At 59.2% G+C, this 14,870-nt stretch carries 8 protein-coding genes and 2 pseudogenes; all 10 read right to left on the reverse strand.

Translation table 11 applies throughout. The annotated features are described in order from the left end of the window. Positions 1 to 92: 92 nt before the first annotated feature. The 10 genes and pseudogenes from RAD16_RS24220 to RAD16_RS24265 all read right to left on the reverse strand — a co-directional run bounded on the left by RAD16_RS24220 (position 93) and on the right by RAD16_RS24265 (position 14,869). Positions 93 to 1,406, reverse strand: a complete 1,314-nt coding sequence (locus RAD16_RS24220; protein ID WP_458160362.1) for a UDP-glucose dehydrogenase family protein — start codon at positions 1,404 to 1,406, stop codon at positions 93 to 95. A 137-nt stretch (positions 1,407 to 1,543) separates the two neighbouring features. Continuing rightward, positions 1,544 to 1,752, reverse strand: a pseudogene (locus RAD16_RS24225) (GDP-mannose 4,6-dehydratase); the annotation flags it as partial. 188 nt (positions 1,753 to 1,940) lie between these two features. Then, entirely contained in the window at positions 1,941 to 5,918 is a 3,978-nt protein-coding gene (locus RAD16_RS24230; protein WP_458160363.1) for a hypothetical protein, read from the reverse strand. Between the two features lie 535 nt (positions 5,919 to 6,453). Further along, positions 6,454 to 6,963: pseudogene (locus RAD16_RS24235) on the reverse strand (hypothetical protein); the annotation flags it as partial. A 67-nt stretch (positions 6,964 to 7,030) separates the two neighbouring features. Beyond that, positions 7,031 to 8,041, reverse strand: coding sequence for an NAD-dependent epimerase/dehydratase family protein (locus tag RAD16_RS24240; protein WP_458160364.1), 1,011 nt, complete (start codon positions 8,039 to 8,041; stop codon positions 7,031 to 7,033). Between the two features lie 222 nt (positions 8,042 to 8,263). Continuing rightward, positions 8,264 to 9,040 carry a hypothetical protein gene (locus tag RAD16_RS24245; protein ID WP_458160365.1) on the reverse strand — a complete coding sequence of 259 codons (777 nt, stop codon included), beginning with the start codon at positions 9,038 to 9,040 and terminating at the stop codon, positions 8,264 to 8,266. Next, complete coding sequence (locus RAD16_RS24250; RefSeq protein ID WP_458160366.1) at positions 9,027 to 11,237, reverse strand: AAA family ATPase; 2,211 nt, start codon at positions 11,235 to 11,237, stop codon at positions 9,027 to 9,029. The genes RAD16_RS24245 and RAD16_RS24250 overlap by 14 nt, the downstream gene beginning before the upstream one ends. A 9-nt stretch (positions 11,238 to 11,246) precedes the next feature. Then, positions 11,247 to 11,777 (reverse strand): hypothetical protein, encoded by a 531-nt coding sequence (locus RAD16_RS24255; RefSeq protein ID WP_458160367.1) that lies wholly within the window; start codon positions 11,775 to 11,777, stop codon positions 11,247 to 11,249. Between the two features lie 141 nt (positions 11,778 to 11,918). Continuing rightward, positions 11,919 to 12,539, reverse strand: coding sequence for a transglutaminase-like cysteine peptidase (locus RAD16_RS24260; protein WP_458160368.1), 621 nt, complete (start codon positions 12,537 to 12,539; stop codon positions 11,919 to 11,921). An 833-nt stretch (positions 12,540 to 13,372) separates the two neighbouring features. Then, the gene (locus tag RAD16_RS24265) at positions 13,373 to 14,869 is read right to left on the reverse strand and encodes an O-antigen ligase family protein (RefSeq protein WP_458160369.1); all 1,497 of its coding nucleotides are present in this window, start codon (positions 14,867 to 14,869) and stop codon (positions 13,373 to 13,375) included. Position 14,870: the final 1 nt, after the last annotated feature.

Here is a 14,870-nt window from a genome sequence, read left to right on the forward strand (position 1 = left end):
ATGGTGGCAGCCGCCACCGGATCATATCGCATCAGAAACGATTTCGCCCGCCTCACGGGTGAGGCGGGCGACGATCAGGTCTGCATGATTTGTCAGGCTTGGGACGAGCGCCCGACGCTCTCGTAAGTGAAGCCGGCTGCACGCATATCTTCGGGGCTGAAGATGTTGCGGAGATCGACGACGACGGGCTGCGCCATGACGCTCTTCAGCCGGCCGAGATCGAGGCCACGGAACTGCACCCATTCCGTGACGACGACGAGAGCATCGGCGCCTTCGGCGCAGGAATAAGCGTCCTCGCTATAGGCGATGCTGGGCAGCTCACTCTTCGCCTGCTCCATGCCGACGGGATCGAAGGCCCTCACGTTCGCGCCCATGTCGAGAAGGCCGGTCACCAGCGGGATCGACGGCGCATCGCGCATGTCGTCGGTATCGGGCTTGAAGGTGAGGCCGAGCACGGCGATGGTCTTGCCGCGCAAGGAGCCGCCAAGCGCCTGGCTCACCTTGCGCGCCATCGCCCGCTTGCGGTTCTCGTTGACCGCGAGCACGGATTCGACGATGCGCAAGCTCACATCATAGTCCTGCGCGATCTTGATCAGCGCCTTGGTGTCCTTCGGGAAGCACGAGCCGCCGAAGCCGGGACCGGCATGCAGGAACTTGGTGCCGATGCGGTTGTCCAGGCCAATGCCGCGCGCGACTTCCTGGACATTGGCGCCGACCTTCTCGGAGAGGTCCGCGATCTCGTTGATGAAGGTGATCTTGGTCGCGAGGAAGGCGTTCGCGGCGTATTTGATCATCTCGGCGGTGCGGCGCGCGGTGAACATCAGCGGCGCCTGGTTCAGCGACAGCGGGCGATAGATGTCACCCATCACCTTGCGGCCGCGCTCGTCGGAGGTGCCGACCACGACGCGATCGGGAAACTTGAAGTCGCGGATCGCCGCACCCTCGCGCAGGAATTCGGGATTGGAGGCGACGACGACGTCGGCCTTCGGATTGGCCTCGCGAATGATGCGCTCGACCTCGTCGCCGGTGCCGACAGGCACGGTCGATTTCGTCACCACGACGGTGAAGCCGGTGAGCGACTGTGCGATCTCCTTGGCGGCGGCGTAGACGTAGGAGAGGTCGGCGTGACCGTCACCGCGGCGCGACGGCGTGCCGACTGCGATGAAGACGGCGTCGGCGTCCGCGACCGGCTTCGACAGATCAGTGGTGAAGTCGAGCCGCTTGGCCTTGACGTTGGTCGCGACCAGCTCGTCGAGGCCGGGCTCATAGATCGGGATCTCGCCGCGATGAAGCGCCGCAATCTTCTTCTCGTCCTTGTCGACGCAGGTGACGTCGTGACCGAAATCCGCAAAGCAGGCTCCCGACACCAGTCCTACATAGCCCGTTCCGATCATCGCGATTCGCATGAAAAACTCTTCCCGTTAAGACGGATGTTCCGCTGAACACCCTAGACCATTTCACTATCCGATCGCGCGCCCAACATTAAGGCAGGTTGCTGCGCGAACCGAATAAATCTTAGCCGCCGCGCGTGACAGGATTTGCGGACCGCGTCGGCGTTGGCCGTGTATTGCAGGCTCTCGAAGCTGACCGCGACGTGGCTTTGCGCGGCGAGATTGTAGATCTCGGTCGGCCGGATCTGCTGCACAGATTGCTCGAATCCATCATGTCGCTGTAGTGCATCAGGAGCGGCACGTTGCCGAAGTGCGGGTCTTGGTAGAGGTGATCGACCCGCGCGGTACTGAACTGCCGCGAACTTAGGCCCATTTGCCCCGCGGAAGGGCCGCTACGGTCAACCAGTCAGGCCCGCCAGCGGCGAGCCCCTCGCCCAGCCAGCCGCGAGGGCCCAGGAAGAAATACGCCCAGATCAATCCCCTCGCATCACGTGCAAGGCGCATCACTTCCGTCGGATGAAGAGACCGCCGTGCACACCGGAGCCGTCATCAGGTGAACACGAAGTACTCGCTGTGAAGGTTAGCGACCGTGGTTCCCTTGAGCAAGATCGTATCGTGACTGTCCAATGTGATCAGAGCATCCGATCCTTGCTGAGTCATGTGAAGACCGCTGAAATTTGCAGCGAGCGCAGAGCTGATCGCGATCTTGTCCGTACCGGCAGAGGCGGTGTCGGTGTTAAAGCTGTAGACCGTGTCATTGCCGCCCTGATAGGTGACCGTCCCGCCATTGGTAGAGCGGAAATAGAACGTATCGTTGCCCGTGCCGCCGGCAAGCTTCAGATTGTCGGCATAAGCATAGACTTCGTGGGCTCCGGTCGTGTGGGTATACTCGCGCATTGTCAGATTGCCGCTGGCATCCGCCGTATCGGTGCGGATATCGCCGGTGCCGTCCTGGCTGTAATAGTCGACGACACGGGCGCCGTTGGCCTCGATGAGCGTGTGATTGAGGATCGCACCAGCGCTGGAGTAGTTGGAAATTTCCTTGCTGCCATCTGAATTGTGTTTTTCCAGATAGTCGTAGCTGCCGTCGGCATGGAAGCGCTCGACAAGCGTTACGTTGCCGCTGGCGTCGGCGGCTTGATGCGTCGAGGTATAGGACTGGCCGGTGATTTGATAGGCGTAGACATCCGACGAGCCGTCCTTGTGAAGGACGCTGTCCTTTGTCAGCACACCGCTGGTGTAAGTCTTGTTATCCGCGCTGCCGTCCACGTTGGCCGTATACTCGGTCAGCTTGTAGCCGGCCGCGGTGTCGTAGGTGGCGGTGGTCGTGCCGGTCGAGGTCACCGAGACCTCCGTGCTCAATTTGCCGGCGCTGGTATAATAGTCGTAAAGTTTCGAACCATCGGTGTGATAGGCCGCCTTGTAGTCGTAGGTGCCGTCGGCATGGAAGCGTTCGACAAGCGTTACGTTGCCGCTGGCGTCGGCGGCTTGATGCGTCGAGGTGTAGGACTGACCGGTGATCTTATAGACATAGACGTCCGACGATCCGTCCTTGTGCAGGACGTTGTCCTTGGTCAGCACACCGCTGGTGTAAGTCTTGTTCTCCGCGCTGCCGTCCACATTCGCGATGTAGTCCGAGATCTTGTAGCCGGTCGAGGTGTCGTAGGTCGTGGTCGTGGTGCCGGTCGACGTAACGGCAATTTCGGAGCTGTGAACGCCCGTGCTCGTATAGTAGTCGTAGACCTTCGAGCCGTCCGAATTATAAGCCACCTTGTACTGATAGCTGCCGTCGGCATGGAAACGCTCGAGCAGCGTCACCTTGCCGCTCGCATCTGCTGACTGATGGATCGTCGTGTAGGACTGGCCGGCGATGTTGTAGACGTAAACCTCGGACGAGCCGTCCTTGTTAAGGACGTTGTCCTTCATCAACACGTTGCTTGTATAGGTCTTGTTGTCGGCGCTGCCATCCACATTGGCCGTATAAACGCTGAGCTTGTAGCCCGTCGTCGTGTCATAGGTCGTTGTCGTCGTGTTGGTCGACGTGACGGCAATTTCGGAGCTGTGAGCCCCTGTACTCGTATAGTAGTCGTAGACCTTGGAGCCGTCCGAATTATAAGCCACCTTGTACTGGTAGCTGCCGTCGGCATGGAAACGCTCGATCAGCGTCACCTTGCCGCTCGCATCTGCCGACTGATGCATCGTCGTGTAGGACTGGCCGGCGATGTTGTAGACATAGACCTCGGACGAGCCGTCCTTGTTAAGGACGTTGTCCTTCATCAACACGCCGTTGGTATAGGTCTTGTTGTCGGCGCTGCCATCCACATTGGCCGTATAAACGCTGAGCTTGTAGCCCGTTGTCGTGTCATAGGTCGTTGTCGTGGTGCTGGTCGACGTAACGACCACGTCGGAGCTGTGAACCCCGGTGCTCGTGTAGTAGTCGTAGACCTTGGATCCATCCGAGTTATAAACCACCTTGTACTGGTAGCTGCCGTCGGCGTGGAAGCGCTCGATCAGCGTCACCTTGCCGCTCGCGTCGCTCACCTGATGGGTTGTCGTATAGGACTGGCCGGTGATGTTGTAGACGTAAACCTCGGACGAGCCGTCCTTGTGAAGGACGTTGTCCTTCATCAGCACGCCATTTGTATAGACCTTGTTGTCGGCGCTGCCGTCCGAATTGCTGGTGTAAACCCGGAGCTTGTAGCCGGTCGAGGTGTCATAGGTCGTCGTGACCGTGCTGGTAGACGTCACGCCGACTTCCGTGCTCAGCGCACCGGTGCTGCTGTAGTAGTCATAAACCTTGGAACCGTCACTATTGTACACAGCCTTGTATTGATAGCTGCCATCGGCGTTGAAACGCTCGATGAGCGTCACTTTGCCGCTCGCGTCGTACGCGGTGTGATCTGACGTGTAAGATTGGCCCGTAATGCCGTAGTGATAATAGTCGACCCGTCCGTCAGCCTGCGTAATGCTTTTCGAAATAATGGCGCCGCTGCTGCTGACACCCCACACGATGGTCTCGGTAAGGGAACCGTTGGCGTCGAAATCCTGTTCCTGGGTCCAGCCGTCGCCGCTCCAGGTGATAGAGAAGGAATAGCCGCCGTCGATCTTCGAAAGAAGATCGCCATAGTGGGCAATGACGTATTGCATGGTTTCGGACGACGAGACGGCCAGAACATGCGAGTCGGTCAAAGTCACCTTTTCCAGCCCGGTGGTGGCGCTCGCCAGAGTGTCCATCTGAGCGACGAAGGCGGCCGATGTCATGGTGAGATCGGGATCCACCGTCGCCGGAGGCTCGGCTGCCGCGGAACCTGCGCCGACTTCAATGATCAACGGGTGATCGCTGAGGCCGATCTGGATCGTGCTGGTGTTGTAATACACCGCAATCGGGCTCGTCCCCTTCAGCGGATCATAAACGTAGATGGCACTTTGCACCTGCCCGAAATTGACAGTAACGGAGGTTTCCGGCGTCGTGATTTCAGCTTGGGCCGCACTGTCCCATACGACCGTGTCGGCCCATACGACGAGGTCGCTGACGGCGCCGGACTTGTTCATCAGCATCGTATGGGTGTTGCCGGGCGCATTGGACAGCGTGTAGCTCAGGTCCGCGCCTGTATGAGCGCTGCCGTCGTCACCATGGCTCAAAATGGTCGTCAGATTGTGGACTGCGACAGCGGCTTCCTTCGGTGTTCCGTCAGCATTGAAAAGACCGAAAGAGGTTTCCTTGGCGCCGCGAGGCGCCGAGGATGGCGTGTCGAACAGTTCGTAGAGATAGGTGGCGGAAGATCCGTCTTCATAAGCCAGGAGCAGATTGGAGAGGACAAGCTTCGCCTGTGCGTCTTCATTGACGCCGATTCCGGCGGTGCTTGACAATGTCGTGTAACCGGTCTCCGTCACGATGACCGGATCGTTCGTCGAAATATCCTTCGCCAAAGCAAGGTCTTGCTCGATCTGACCGTCGGCAAGCGCGCCTGTGTGCACATAGACGTGTGCATTCGCCGCGTCCGAATAGGCGCTCATGTCGCCAACTGTGGCGTTCATCGCATCGGTTTGGTTCCCGATGCTGAAGTTGACAACGGTGACATCGCTAAGAACACCGTTGGCCTTCACTGCGGCATAAAGAGCCTGCTGAAACGCCGCTGCTCCTTCAAGCGAGGTCAGCCCGTTATAGGAAAAGGAATTCAGATTGGCTTCATTTATGCCTTCGATGGACAACAGGGCGCCCGGGTGCTCCGTCTTAAACTCTGCAAGAGCTGCGACAAAGCTGGCCAACCCGCTGCTGCCCGACCCAGGCAGCGTGTAGCTCACGCGAAAATCGAAAGAGATACCCGCATTGGCAAGCGCATCGACGACTGCATTTGCATGTCCAGTCGCACTGTAGGAGTCGCGGACGTGACTGATGCCCAGGTAGTCCAGGCTGCGGATGATCAAGCTGGAATTTGTGTATGCGTCGGTATAAGCGCCTGCCTTGGTGTTGATACCGAGAGAATTCAAGAAACTCGATGCAGTGGTCGCAGTCGCATTAGACATGTTGAGCCCCATTGGCGATGGAGCGCAGACTGACAGCCACTCCTAAGAGAACGCCTTGCGAGAAAGCTAAAATTGTCGGCTATCGACAATCTCCCCAGAACCCCATCCCGCTATCGCAGGAAAACCCGACAAGATTTAGATGCTTCTTAGGAGTCATCAAGTCAAGCGCAACGATCTTCTCGTGCTTGTCGACGAAGGTGACGTCGAGCGAAATCCGCAAAGCAGGTTCCGACACGAGCTGCACATAACCCGTGCAGATCATCGCTATTCGCGTGAAGAATTATTTCCGTTGGCGACGGATGCTCCAGTGAACACGCAAGACCATCTCTTTATCCGGCCGCACGCCCAACATTGAGGCAGGTTGTTTTGCGCGAACCGAACAAATCTTAACCGCTACATGTGACAATCAAACGCGGCGGCGTGGTCACAAAAAATCCGAGCGACATCTCTCACCATCATTTCCGCGACGAGTTCCGCAGACGTCTGCTTCAACGTTCCGCCGAGTCCTTCGGAGGCCTGTCGTCTGATTCGGCGATCACACGCCGTGATAGCTTCGACACCATTCGACGAAACGAGCGAGACCTTCCGCGATGGGCGTCGACAGCGCGAAACCGACGTCGCGCTGGAGCGCGGAAATGTCGGCGCGCGTCTCCAGCACGTCGCCGGCCTGCATCGGCAGAAGCTCGCGGATCGCAGGCTTGCCGATGATCTTCTCGAGCGTCTCGACGAACTCGAGCAGCTTCACCGACTTTTTGTTCCCGATGTTGTAGACGCGATACGGCGCATAGCTCGACGAATTTTCCGGCGCTTCCGCGTTCCACGCGGGATTCGGCGCCGCGGGCCGGTCGAGGGTTCCGATCACGCCTTCGACCGATGTCGTCGACATAGGTGAAGTCGCGCCACATATCGCCGACGAGGCGTAAACGAGATGGGCAGGGCCATGGCGCCGGCCGGCCTCGAGCACAGTGACAAAGCCGTCACAATTGGCGCGGATGCTGGTGATGAGATCGTCGATCGAGGCGCACACGCCAGGCTGCGCCGCGACGAGTTCGGCAGACGTCTGCTTAGACGTCCAGCCGAGTCCTCCGGAGGCCTGTCGTCTGATTCGGCGATCACACGCCGTGATAGCTTCGGTACCATTCGACGAAACGAGCGAGGCCTTCCGCGATGGGCGTCGACGGCGCGAAACCGACGTCGCGCTGGAGCGCGGAAATGTCGGCGCGCGTCTCCAGCACGTCGCCGGCCTGCATCGGCAGGAGCTTGCGGATCGCGGGCTTGCCGATGATCTTCTCGAGCGTCTCGACGAACTCGAGCAGCTTCACCGACTTGTTGTTCCCGATGTTGTAGACGCGATACGGCGCATAGCTCGACGAATTTTCCGGCGCTTCCGCGTTCCACGCGGGATTCGGCGCCGCGGGCCGGTCGAGGGTGCGGATCACGCCTTCGACGATGTCGTCGACATAGGTGAAGTCGCGCCACATATCGCCATTATTGAAGATCTTGATCGGCTCATTCGCGAAGATCGCGCGCGTGAACAGCCAGGCGGCCATATCGGGTCGGCCCCACGGACCGTAGACGGTGAAGAAGCGAAGACCGGTCACCGGCAGCTTGTGAACATGCGCGAAAGTGTGCGCCATCAGCTCGTTGGCCTTCTTGCTCGCGGCATAAAGGCTGACCGGATGGTTCACCGATTGCTCGGTCGAATACGGCAGGGTGCGATTGGCGCCATAGACCGAACTCGACGAGGCGTAAACGAGATGGGAAAGGCCATGGCGCCGGCCGGCCTCGAGCACCGTAACAAAGCCGTCGCAATTGGCGCGGATGCTGGTGATGGGATCGTCGATCGAGGCACGCACGCCAGGCTGCGCCGCGAGGTGGACGACCCGATCGGGCGCGACTTCATCAAAAACGCGTATCACCGCGGCAAAATCGGCCAAGTCGATCTCGCGAAAGCTGAAGCCCGGACGGTGCCTGAGCGTTTCGAGACGCGCACGCTTCAGCGCCGGATCGTAATACGGCGTAACCGCATCGACACCCACGACCTGTTCGCCACGCGCCAACAGCCGCTTGCAAACGTGCATTCCGATAAAGCCGGCAGCGCCAGTAACCACCACGGGGGCCAAGGTCAAACTCCGCTGTTTCGTTCTTCTGCACTGCAATGCCAGACCGGATCGGCGGAGGCAAGGCTCAGACGTGCACGGATTTCGCTGCCAGAATCATGCCGCTGGAATTCGCAATCGCGACCGCCGCTGCATATGACAGGGTTACGGAGAAAACGACACGTTGGCACGTCACGGCGCCAGGCAGCACCATCGGCAAGCTACGCGCTCGGCGGCACCCCGAGGTCAGCCGCGCTGGCTTGCGGAAGCAGGAAAGCAGGGATGCGAAATGGCAAGTCCGCGATCCTGAGCGAACCTGCGAAACACCAGCCGCACTTCATCCGGTTGGCTGCACATCTGCCCCAGCAACACCGCCTGCGTCGCCGCCGGCGCAGCCTGATATATGACAACGGCTGCAGGAAGCTGGCGGGTGCCAACAATATCGACGAAGTCATCGAGCGTCTGCTGCTTGAGCTTTTCAGGCAGGAAGCCATACGCCCGCAACGCAAGTGGCGCACGGAATAGCTGCACCCACATCTCGTGTGGCGCAAGGGCGTAGGACTGGGTCAAATAGGAAATGGCGTTTGGACTGAAGCCGCGCGTGCGAATTTCCGCCCAGTAGAGCGCCAGCCAGCCTATCGATTCCGAAGGTGAACAGGCGATCAACTGCTTGGCCGCATCCGTGACGTTCGGCAGCCTCACATCCATGGTGGCCGCGTCGCCGGCTTCGAGGGCGTTGCTCAACAGCCGCAGCTGGATCAAGAGCACGTTGCGTCTCAGCTTCGGATCGCAGAGCCCACCCGCGTCGCTCTTGACGCGGGTCACGATCTGGTCGAGCGCCGCGCTGTCGTAGCGCTCGCCGCGCATCAAATGCGACGCAAGATCCTGCAAGGTCGGCCGGAACGTATAGCTTGCGACCGATGTCAGCCAAGCGAGCGCCATCACCACGAGGGCGGCATTCAGAATGGCGACCGAGATTACCACCGACCGCCGCGCAACAGGCGGCAGGTCAGCTCTGCTCAATGTAGTAGTCAGAGTAATGTCGTCCCTTATACGACTCGATCCGCTTCAGCGTTTTCGGATTGGCTCGATTGAGAACGATTCCGACGATCTTGTTCTTGAAGACTTCCAGATCCGTGAGGGATTCCTGGACCGCCGCCCGGCGCGTCTTGCCCCATTCGACGACGTAGACGATGGCGTCGATCAAATGTCCAGCCGCCTTGGCGTCCGTCACCGGCAGCACGGGAGCCAGATCCACGAAGATATAGTCATACTGCTTGCGGGCGGATCTGAGAAAATCCGCCATCGCGGGAGAAGCGAGCAGATCGGCAGAATTGACCAATCTCGTCTGTACCACCGAGGGCAGGAAATTGAGCTTCGAGTGGCGATCGACCTGGACATGCCGCTCGAACTGGTTTGGCTCCGAAAGGGCCTCGATCAATCCGGTCTTGGCACCGGGCGCAAGCTTGCGGGTCAAAGCCTGCGTGTGCAGGTCGCCGTCAATCAACAGCGTGCGGTGTCCCGTGAGCGACGCCAGATGAGCGAGGTTTGCGGCGACCGTCGTCTTACCTTCCTTCGGAAGCGACGATACAATGGCGATGACGTTCGTCTCTCTCGATAAACGTGCCAGGTCGACCGCCGTTTTTACATTCCGCAGCGTCTCCGCGTAGCGCGAGAACGGGTGCTCCAGAGCATATCGGACGAGACCACCGCCCACATCCGAAGAGGAACCATCCAGCCCGTCCGAATGAATTTCGGGCAGCGTTCCGAGGCACTGGAGCGCGGTTTCGCCTTCCACTTCCAAAGGCGTTCGCAGCACCTCGGTCAGCAGCTCCTTGGCTACGGCCCCACCGACGCCGAAACATAGTCCACCGACCAGGCCGCCAAGCAGGAGCAGGCCGATCCTCGGCCAGCTCTTCTTGTCCGGCTTTTGCGCCGTGCTGATGATTCGCGCTTCGCTGATCGGGAAGCTCTGGTTCTGCGTGGCTTCCTGGAGTTGCTGGAGGAAATTGTTGTACAGAGTTCGATAGGTATCGGCGGCGCTTTCGAGATTGCGCAGCTTCACCTGCGCCTGGCTCGCGCTGCTGGATGCGCCGACGAGCTTGTTCAGATCGCTTTCGAGAGAGCTCTCTCGGCTCCGCGCGATCTCGTAATCGCTCTTGTAGGCATCGGCGATCCGCTTGACTTCATCCTTGATCGCCCGCCGCAGCTCCTGCATTCGCGAAGCCAGGTTGATCGATGCCTGATGTTCCTTCCCGTACTTGTTGGACCAGTCGGCATATTGGGCCGCGAGATCAAGATATTGTGCCCGCAGACGCGTGATGACCGTATTGTTCAGCGCATCGGTGACAGTGGGCTGAGCAAGATCCTGGTCCGTGATCGCATTGATCCGGTCGAGGCGCGCCTTGGCCTCGGCCGTTGCGGCCCGGGCCTGAATGAGCTGAGTGTTGACGTCGGACAATTGCTGCTCACTCATGAGCCCCTTGCTCGTTCCGACGATATTGTTTTCGGCTTTGAAGGTCTGGACCGCACGGTCGGCGTCCATGGCCTGCTGTTGCAGCTCCGCGCTTCGCCGCTGCAACCACTCGCTTGCCCGTTTCGTCGACTGGTACTTGGCCTCCAGAACGCTGACCATATAGGTGTCGGACAGAGCATTGGCGATACGCGCCGCCTTGTCCGGGTCCGTGGACTTGAATGACAGGGTGAGAACGTAGGTGACGCCGACCCGCTCCACCTTCAGATTCTTCTTCATGGCGGCGACGACCGCCCGCTTCACGAAGTCATTGGACGGGGGCTCGGCAAGTCCAAGCGCACTTATGACGGCACCGATGACGTGGGAGACCAGGTCGCCGTCAACATACTCCGGGTCGCTCGTCAGCTTCATCGAATCGACGACCGACCGGATGAGGTCGTCGGACGAGAGAATCTCAACCTGGCTCTCCACGAATCCGGGATCGATCAGGGTGCTATTGGCGTCCGTGGACTTGCTCAGAAGTTGCGCCTGGCGTGTGTCAACGAGAATGCTGACGGAGGCCGTGTAGTAAGGGGTGGCCGTCAGCGCGTACGCCAAAACCAGGGCGAGACAGCAGCCGACGACGGTGGCAATCAAGGGCCACTGCCGACGAACGATATCCACCGCCCGCTCGAACGTCAGCACGGCCGTGTTGAACGGGAACGTCACCGGCTGGCCAGGCTCAAAGTTGCTGCGAGGCTGATACATGTTGCACTTTTATTGCGGGGGGGTCTCGAGGGGAACCGGAATGGGAGCGAATGGATCGGCGACGTCGAGATTCCATTCGCCGTTGAACAATGAATTGGACCGACTTGCCGGAGCGCTTTGCACGGGAATCTGCGGCGTCGACTCAGAATCAACCGAACCATAGCCCGCGCTCACGGACGAGTCTTGCAAGCTCCGCGTAAAGTCGATGATGCTTTGCACGGCCTTGGGATCGACAGGACCGCAGTGTTGCGCGGCGCGAGCAAGCCCACGACCGATCGCGGAGCGATTCGTCGCAGGAGCGAGCTGCACCAACTTCTTGACCGCGGGCAGAAGATCCGGGTTACTCGCCAGATACTCAGTCACCTTCTGCTCGATCTTGGACCGATCATTCTTCGCGTATCTCAACAAATGGTCCGGATCGTCGGCGAACAACCGAAGCTCCAAGGACGGAGTGCGCAGGAGAAGCGGCAAACAACCAGCCGCCGTGGCCGGCGAAAGACCGACCACGGCGAACAAGAGAGCAAGCACAAAGCGTGCCATTAGGTGGGCTCACCAACGGTGAACCAGGATCCACAACTCGAAGAAGTCAACTGATCTCACCGTTAATATCTGTCCGCAAACGCACGCTTAACAGACAAATACGGCAAGTCTTTGTGCGTTGCAAAAAGATTTGTGTCTTGTCTAGTTTGAGCCGTCCTTGGCGGTCCCAAGTTCAGCAAAATCACGGTGATCCTGCTTGGCAATGGACATCCAGAAGCGGGGGTTTTCACCCGACTCCATCGACACCCACTGATAGCCCACTCCGCCCCACCTCTGAACGTCGGAGGCGAGATTGTCCAAGATGTAGTCACCATCTTGCAGGCGTGCGACGAGCACCAGATGGCCTCCGGCCGGCGCATAGACGACCGCCAAACGCAGAGCGCTTGCAGGCCAGCCCCTGGCGATGAGCATATGCCGCTTGGTCACCGCGTAGTCGTTGCAATCTCCCGACGCCGGCGAAATCGCCCAGTGCGACCGCAGCGGATCCGTCGATTTGGCCAGCGGATGAATGCTCTGGTTCACCGTCGCATTGACCTCGGCCAACATCGAGAAGGCCGCATCCCGCGCCGGCAGCCGGGCCTCCGAAGAGCTCGGCTCGCACTCTGCGGGGTTGTTCATGCAGAACTTCACGAACTGGAGCGGAGCCAGAACGTTCTGCGCCTCCTTCAGGAATGATCCCGAAGGCGCCGTCGCCTGCTCAGCTGCGTAGCACGGCATTGAAAGCCCAACGACGAGCCAAGCCGCAATCAGATGCCGTTTCATCACCACCTCCAACGAAATATTCGATGGGTTGAGCGTAGCGTCGAAACTTCTCAGCCTGATTGCGCAATTTCGTAAAATTGCACCTAAACGAAGGATCTACCTTCAGTTCGTGGGGCTGATTGGAGCAAGAACGTTGGTGGAAGCGCTCGATGCGGCGGTGAAGAAAGTCGGCGCCGTCGGCGTTGACCCTCTCGAAAAAGTGGTGGGATCGGAGGCACTTATGCCCCCCGACGACTGCGGGGCCTGGGTCCCGCGACCGCCTCCCACGACCGATTCGCCGTTGGGGTCAGACCCCGGAACGACGTTGGTCGGAACATCTCCAGTGATGCTTTCGAAGGACTGAATGAGGTCGCTATTCTCGGTTTTGAGGACGGCTTCCTGGATCAACACTGCGGTCGCCGGATGCGATATGACGCAGGTCGATGCAGCCGTCCCGAGCCCGGCGCCGATTGCGCGATTCTGACTCGGCGAGCTGGCCCCCGATAGCGACCGGATACCCTCCAACGTTTCGGGGCGCATTGTCGCGAAGTCTCTAACGGTTGCCGAAAGCTTGCCCTCGTCCCCCTCGGGGAAGCCGCCTAGCAAGGCGGTCGGGTTGTCGAGAAATTGTGTCGCACGCTCGGCAGTCATCCCACCGGCGAGAGGCGCGCATGAAACATCGACCGCAGTCGCGGCGCGAGACAATGACGGCTCAAGTAAAAAGGGAACCAAAAGCAGCCACACTCTAACCTTCATTTTGGCAACCTCTTTTCGAATTTTTTACGTCTATAAATCGCATTTTATATAAGCGATTTTCCCAACGGGGTGAACACATTTAAGAAATGGTGAATCGGCTAGCGCCGCTGCGGACGTTCGAGAGTGGAGATTGACTGCGCCAGGCCACAGCCCACGATCGCGGCGAATAATACTGCAAAGCCCGTTACTTGCACTGAAAAATCGACACATGAATGCAGCGCTCCGAGCAGAAACACCGCGGCACCCGTGGCTGGCATATAATTGTCACGTCGTCTTGCAAAATTGCCCAGGACCATTCTTCCGAAGAACAGGGCTGCGAGACCGCCCACCAGGATCGTCAATGGAAGGCCCGCGGAGACCAACATCTCGAGCGGGGTACTGTGGGCCTTGTCCCAGATTCCCTCGCTTCCAAGATCTGCCGCCCGGAACGCAGGAAAGGCAGCCTCGAAATTGCCCAGCCCCCAACCGAACAGCTCGTGGCCCCTCAGCATCTCCAATGATGTTCGATAGACCTCGAGCCGCCGCGGGTCCCCCATCCCGAATATGCCGACGCGGCTGCTTGCCATTCCGCCGATCACAAAAAAACCGGTGATGGCAGCGACAGTCACCGCCCCGGCGACCAGCCAGTAACGCTTCAACTGGTCTCGATATTGCATCAAGTGCAAATTGGCCAAGAAAGCGAGACCGAGGAGAGTTAGAAGAACGCCGGCGCGAGATCCCGTCATGCCGACTGCCGTCAGACATGCAAGGAGGCCCAAGCAAAGAGCAATGGGATGATCGACAAACGAGCGCGGAATCCTCCGGGGGCCTCGCTCGGCAAACCATGTGTCGGATGACAATGCCAACAATTTACCGAGGAACAAGATCGCACAGCAGCCCCAAAAAGCCGCGGCTGTATTTCGATTAACGAACGTTCCAGTAGCGAACGAAAGATAGTGCTCCTTGGTCCGCCACAAGAGCATCGCAGGAGCAAAAAGCTGTGCAGCGATGCCGTAGACAGCATAGGCAAAACCGGCATATGCAGTCGCCTTCAACAGCGATCTCGCGGCCTCTTCGTCAATTGCGATCAGATAGGCCCGCACAAGCACCAGGGCAAAGAGCAAACAAGGGCCAAAGGCCACCCACGGAACTGAAGCTGTTACAGAAAGGCGATCCGGCAGCGTCAGCCCGGCAAAATTCCGGGCAACTTCCCATGCCGGATTGGCGAATTCGACACCGACTCCGGGCCAGACTTGAAATACCGCCAATGCGCAGGTGAATAACAGGATGACGACCGTCGAGCCCAAAATCCAGAGATCTGCGCGACACAGGCGCGACAGGTCGGCTGTCATCAGGCTGACAACCAGGAGCGCGGTCCAAATCCAGACCCAGATCAGATCGACGGAGCCGAATGGCAGCGGCGCCACCAAGAAAACGAAAAGTGCGATAAACTGAGATATCCGGTGCACAGCAACAGTTTCTATTTGGAGGCCAGGCAATCGGCCATCAGTCGGTTGGGCTTGTCGCGCAGAATGAACAAAATCGACACCATGGGCCACCTTGTGGCCAACACACTTCCGTCGTGAAGACACGAAGTATTTAACGAAAGCCTTCACG

Source organism: Bradyrhizobium sp. 18BD, assembly GCF_054185225.1.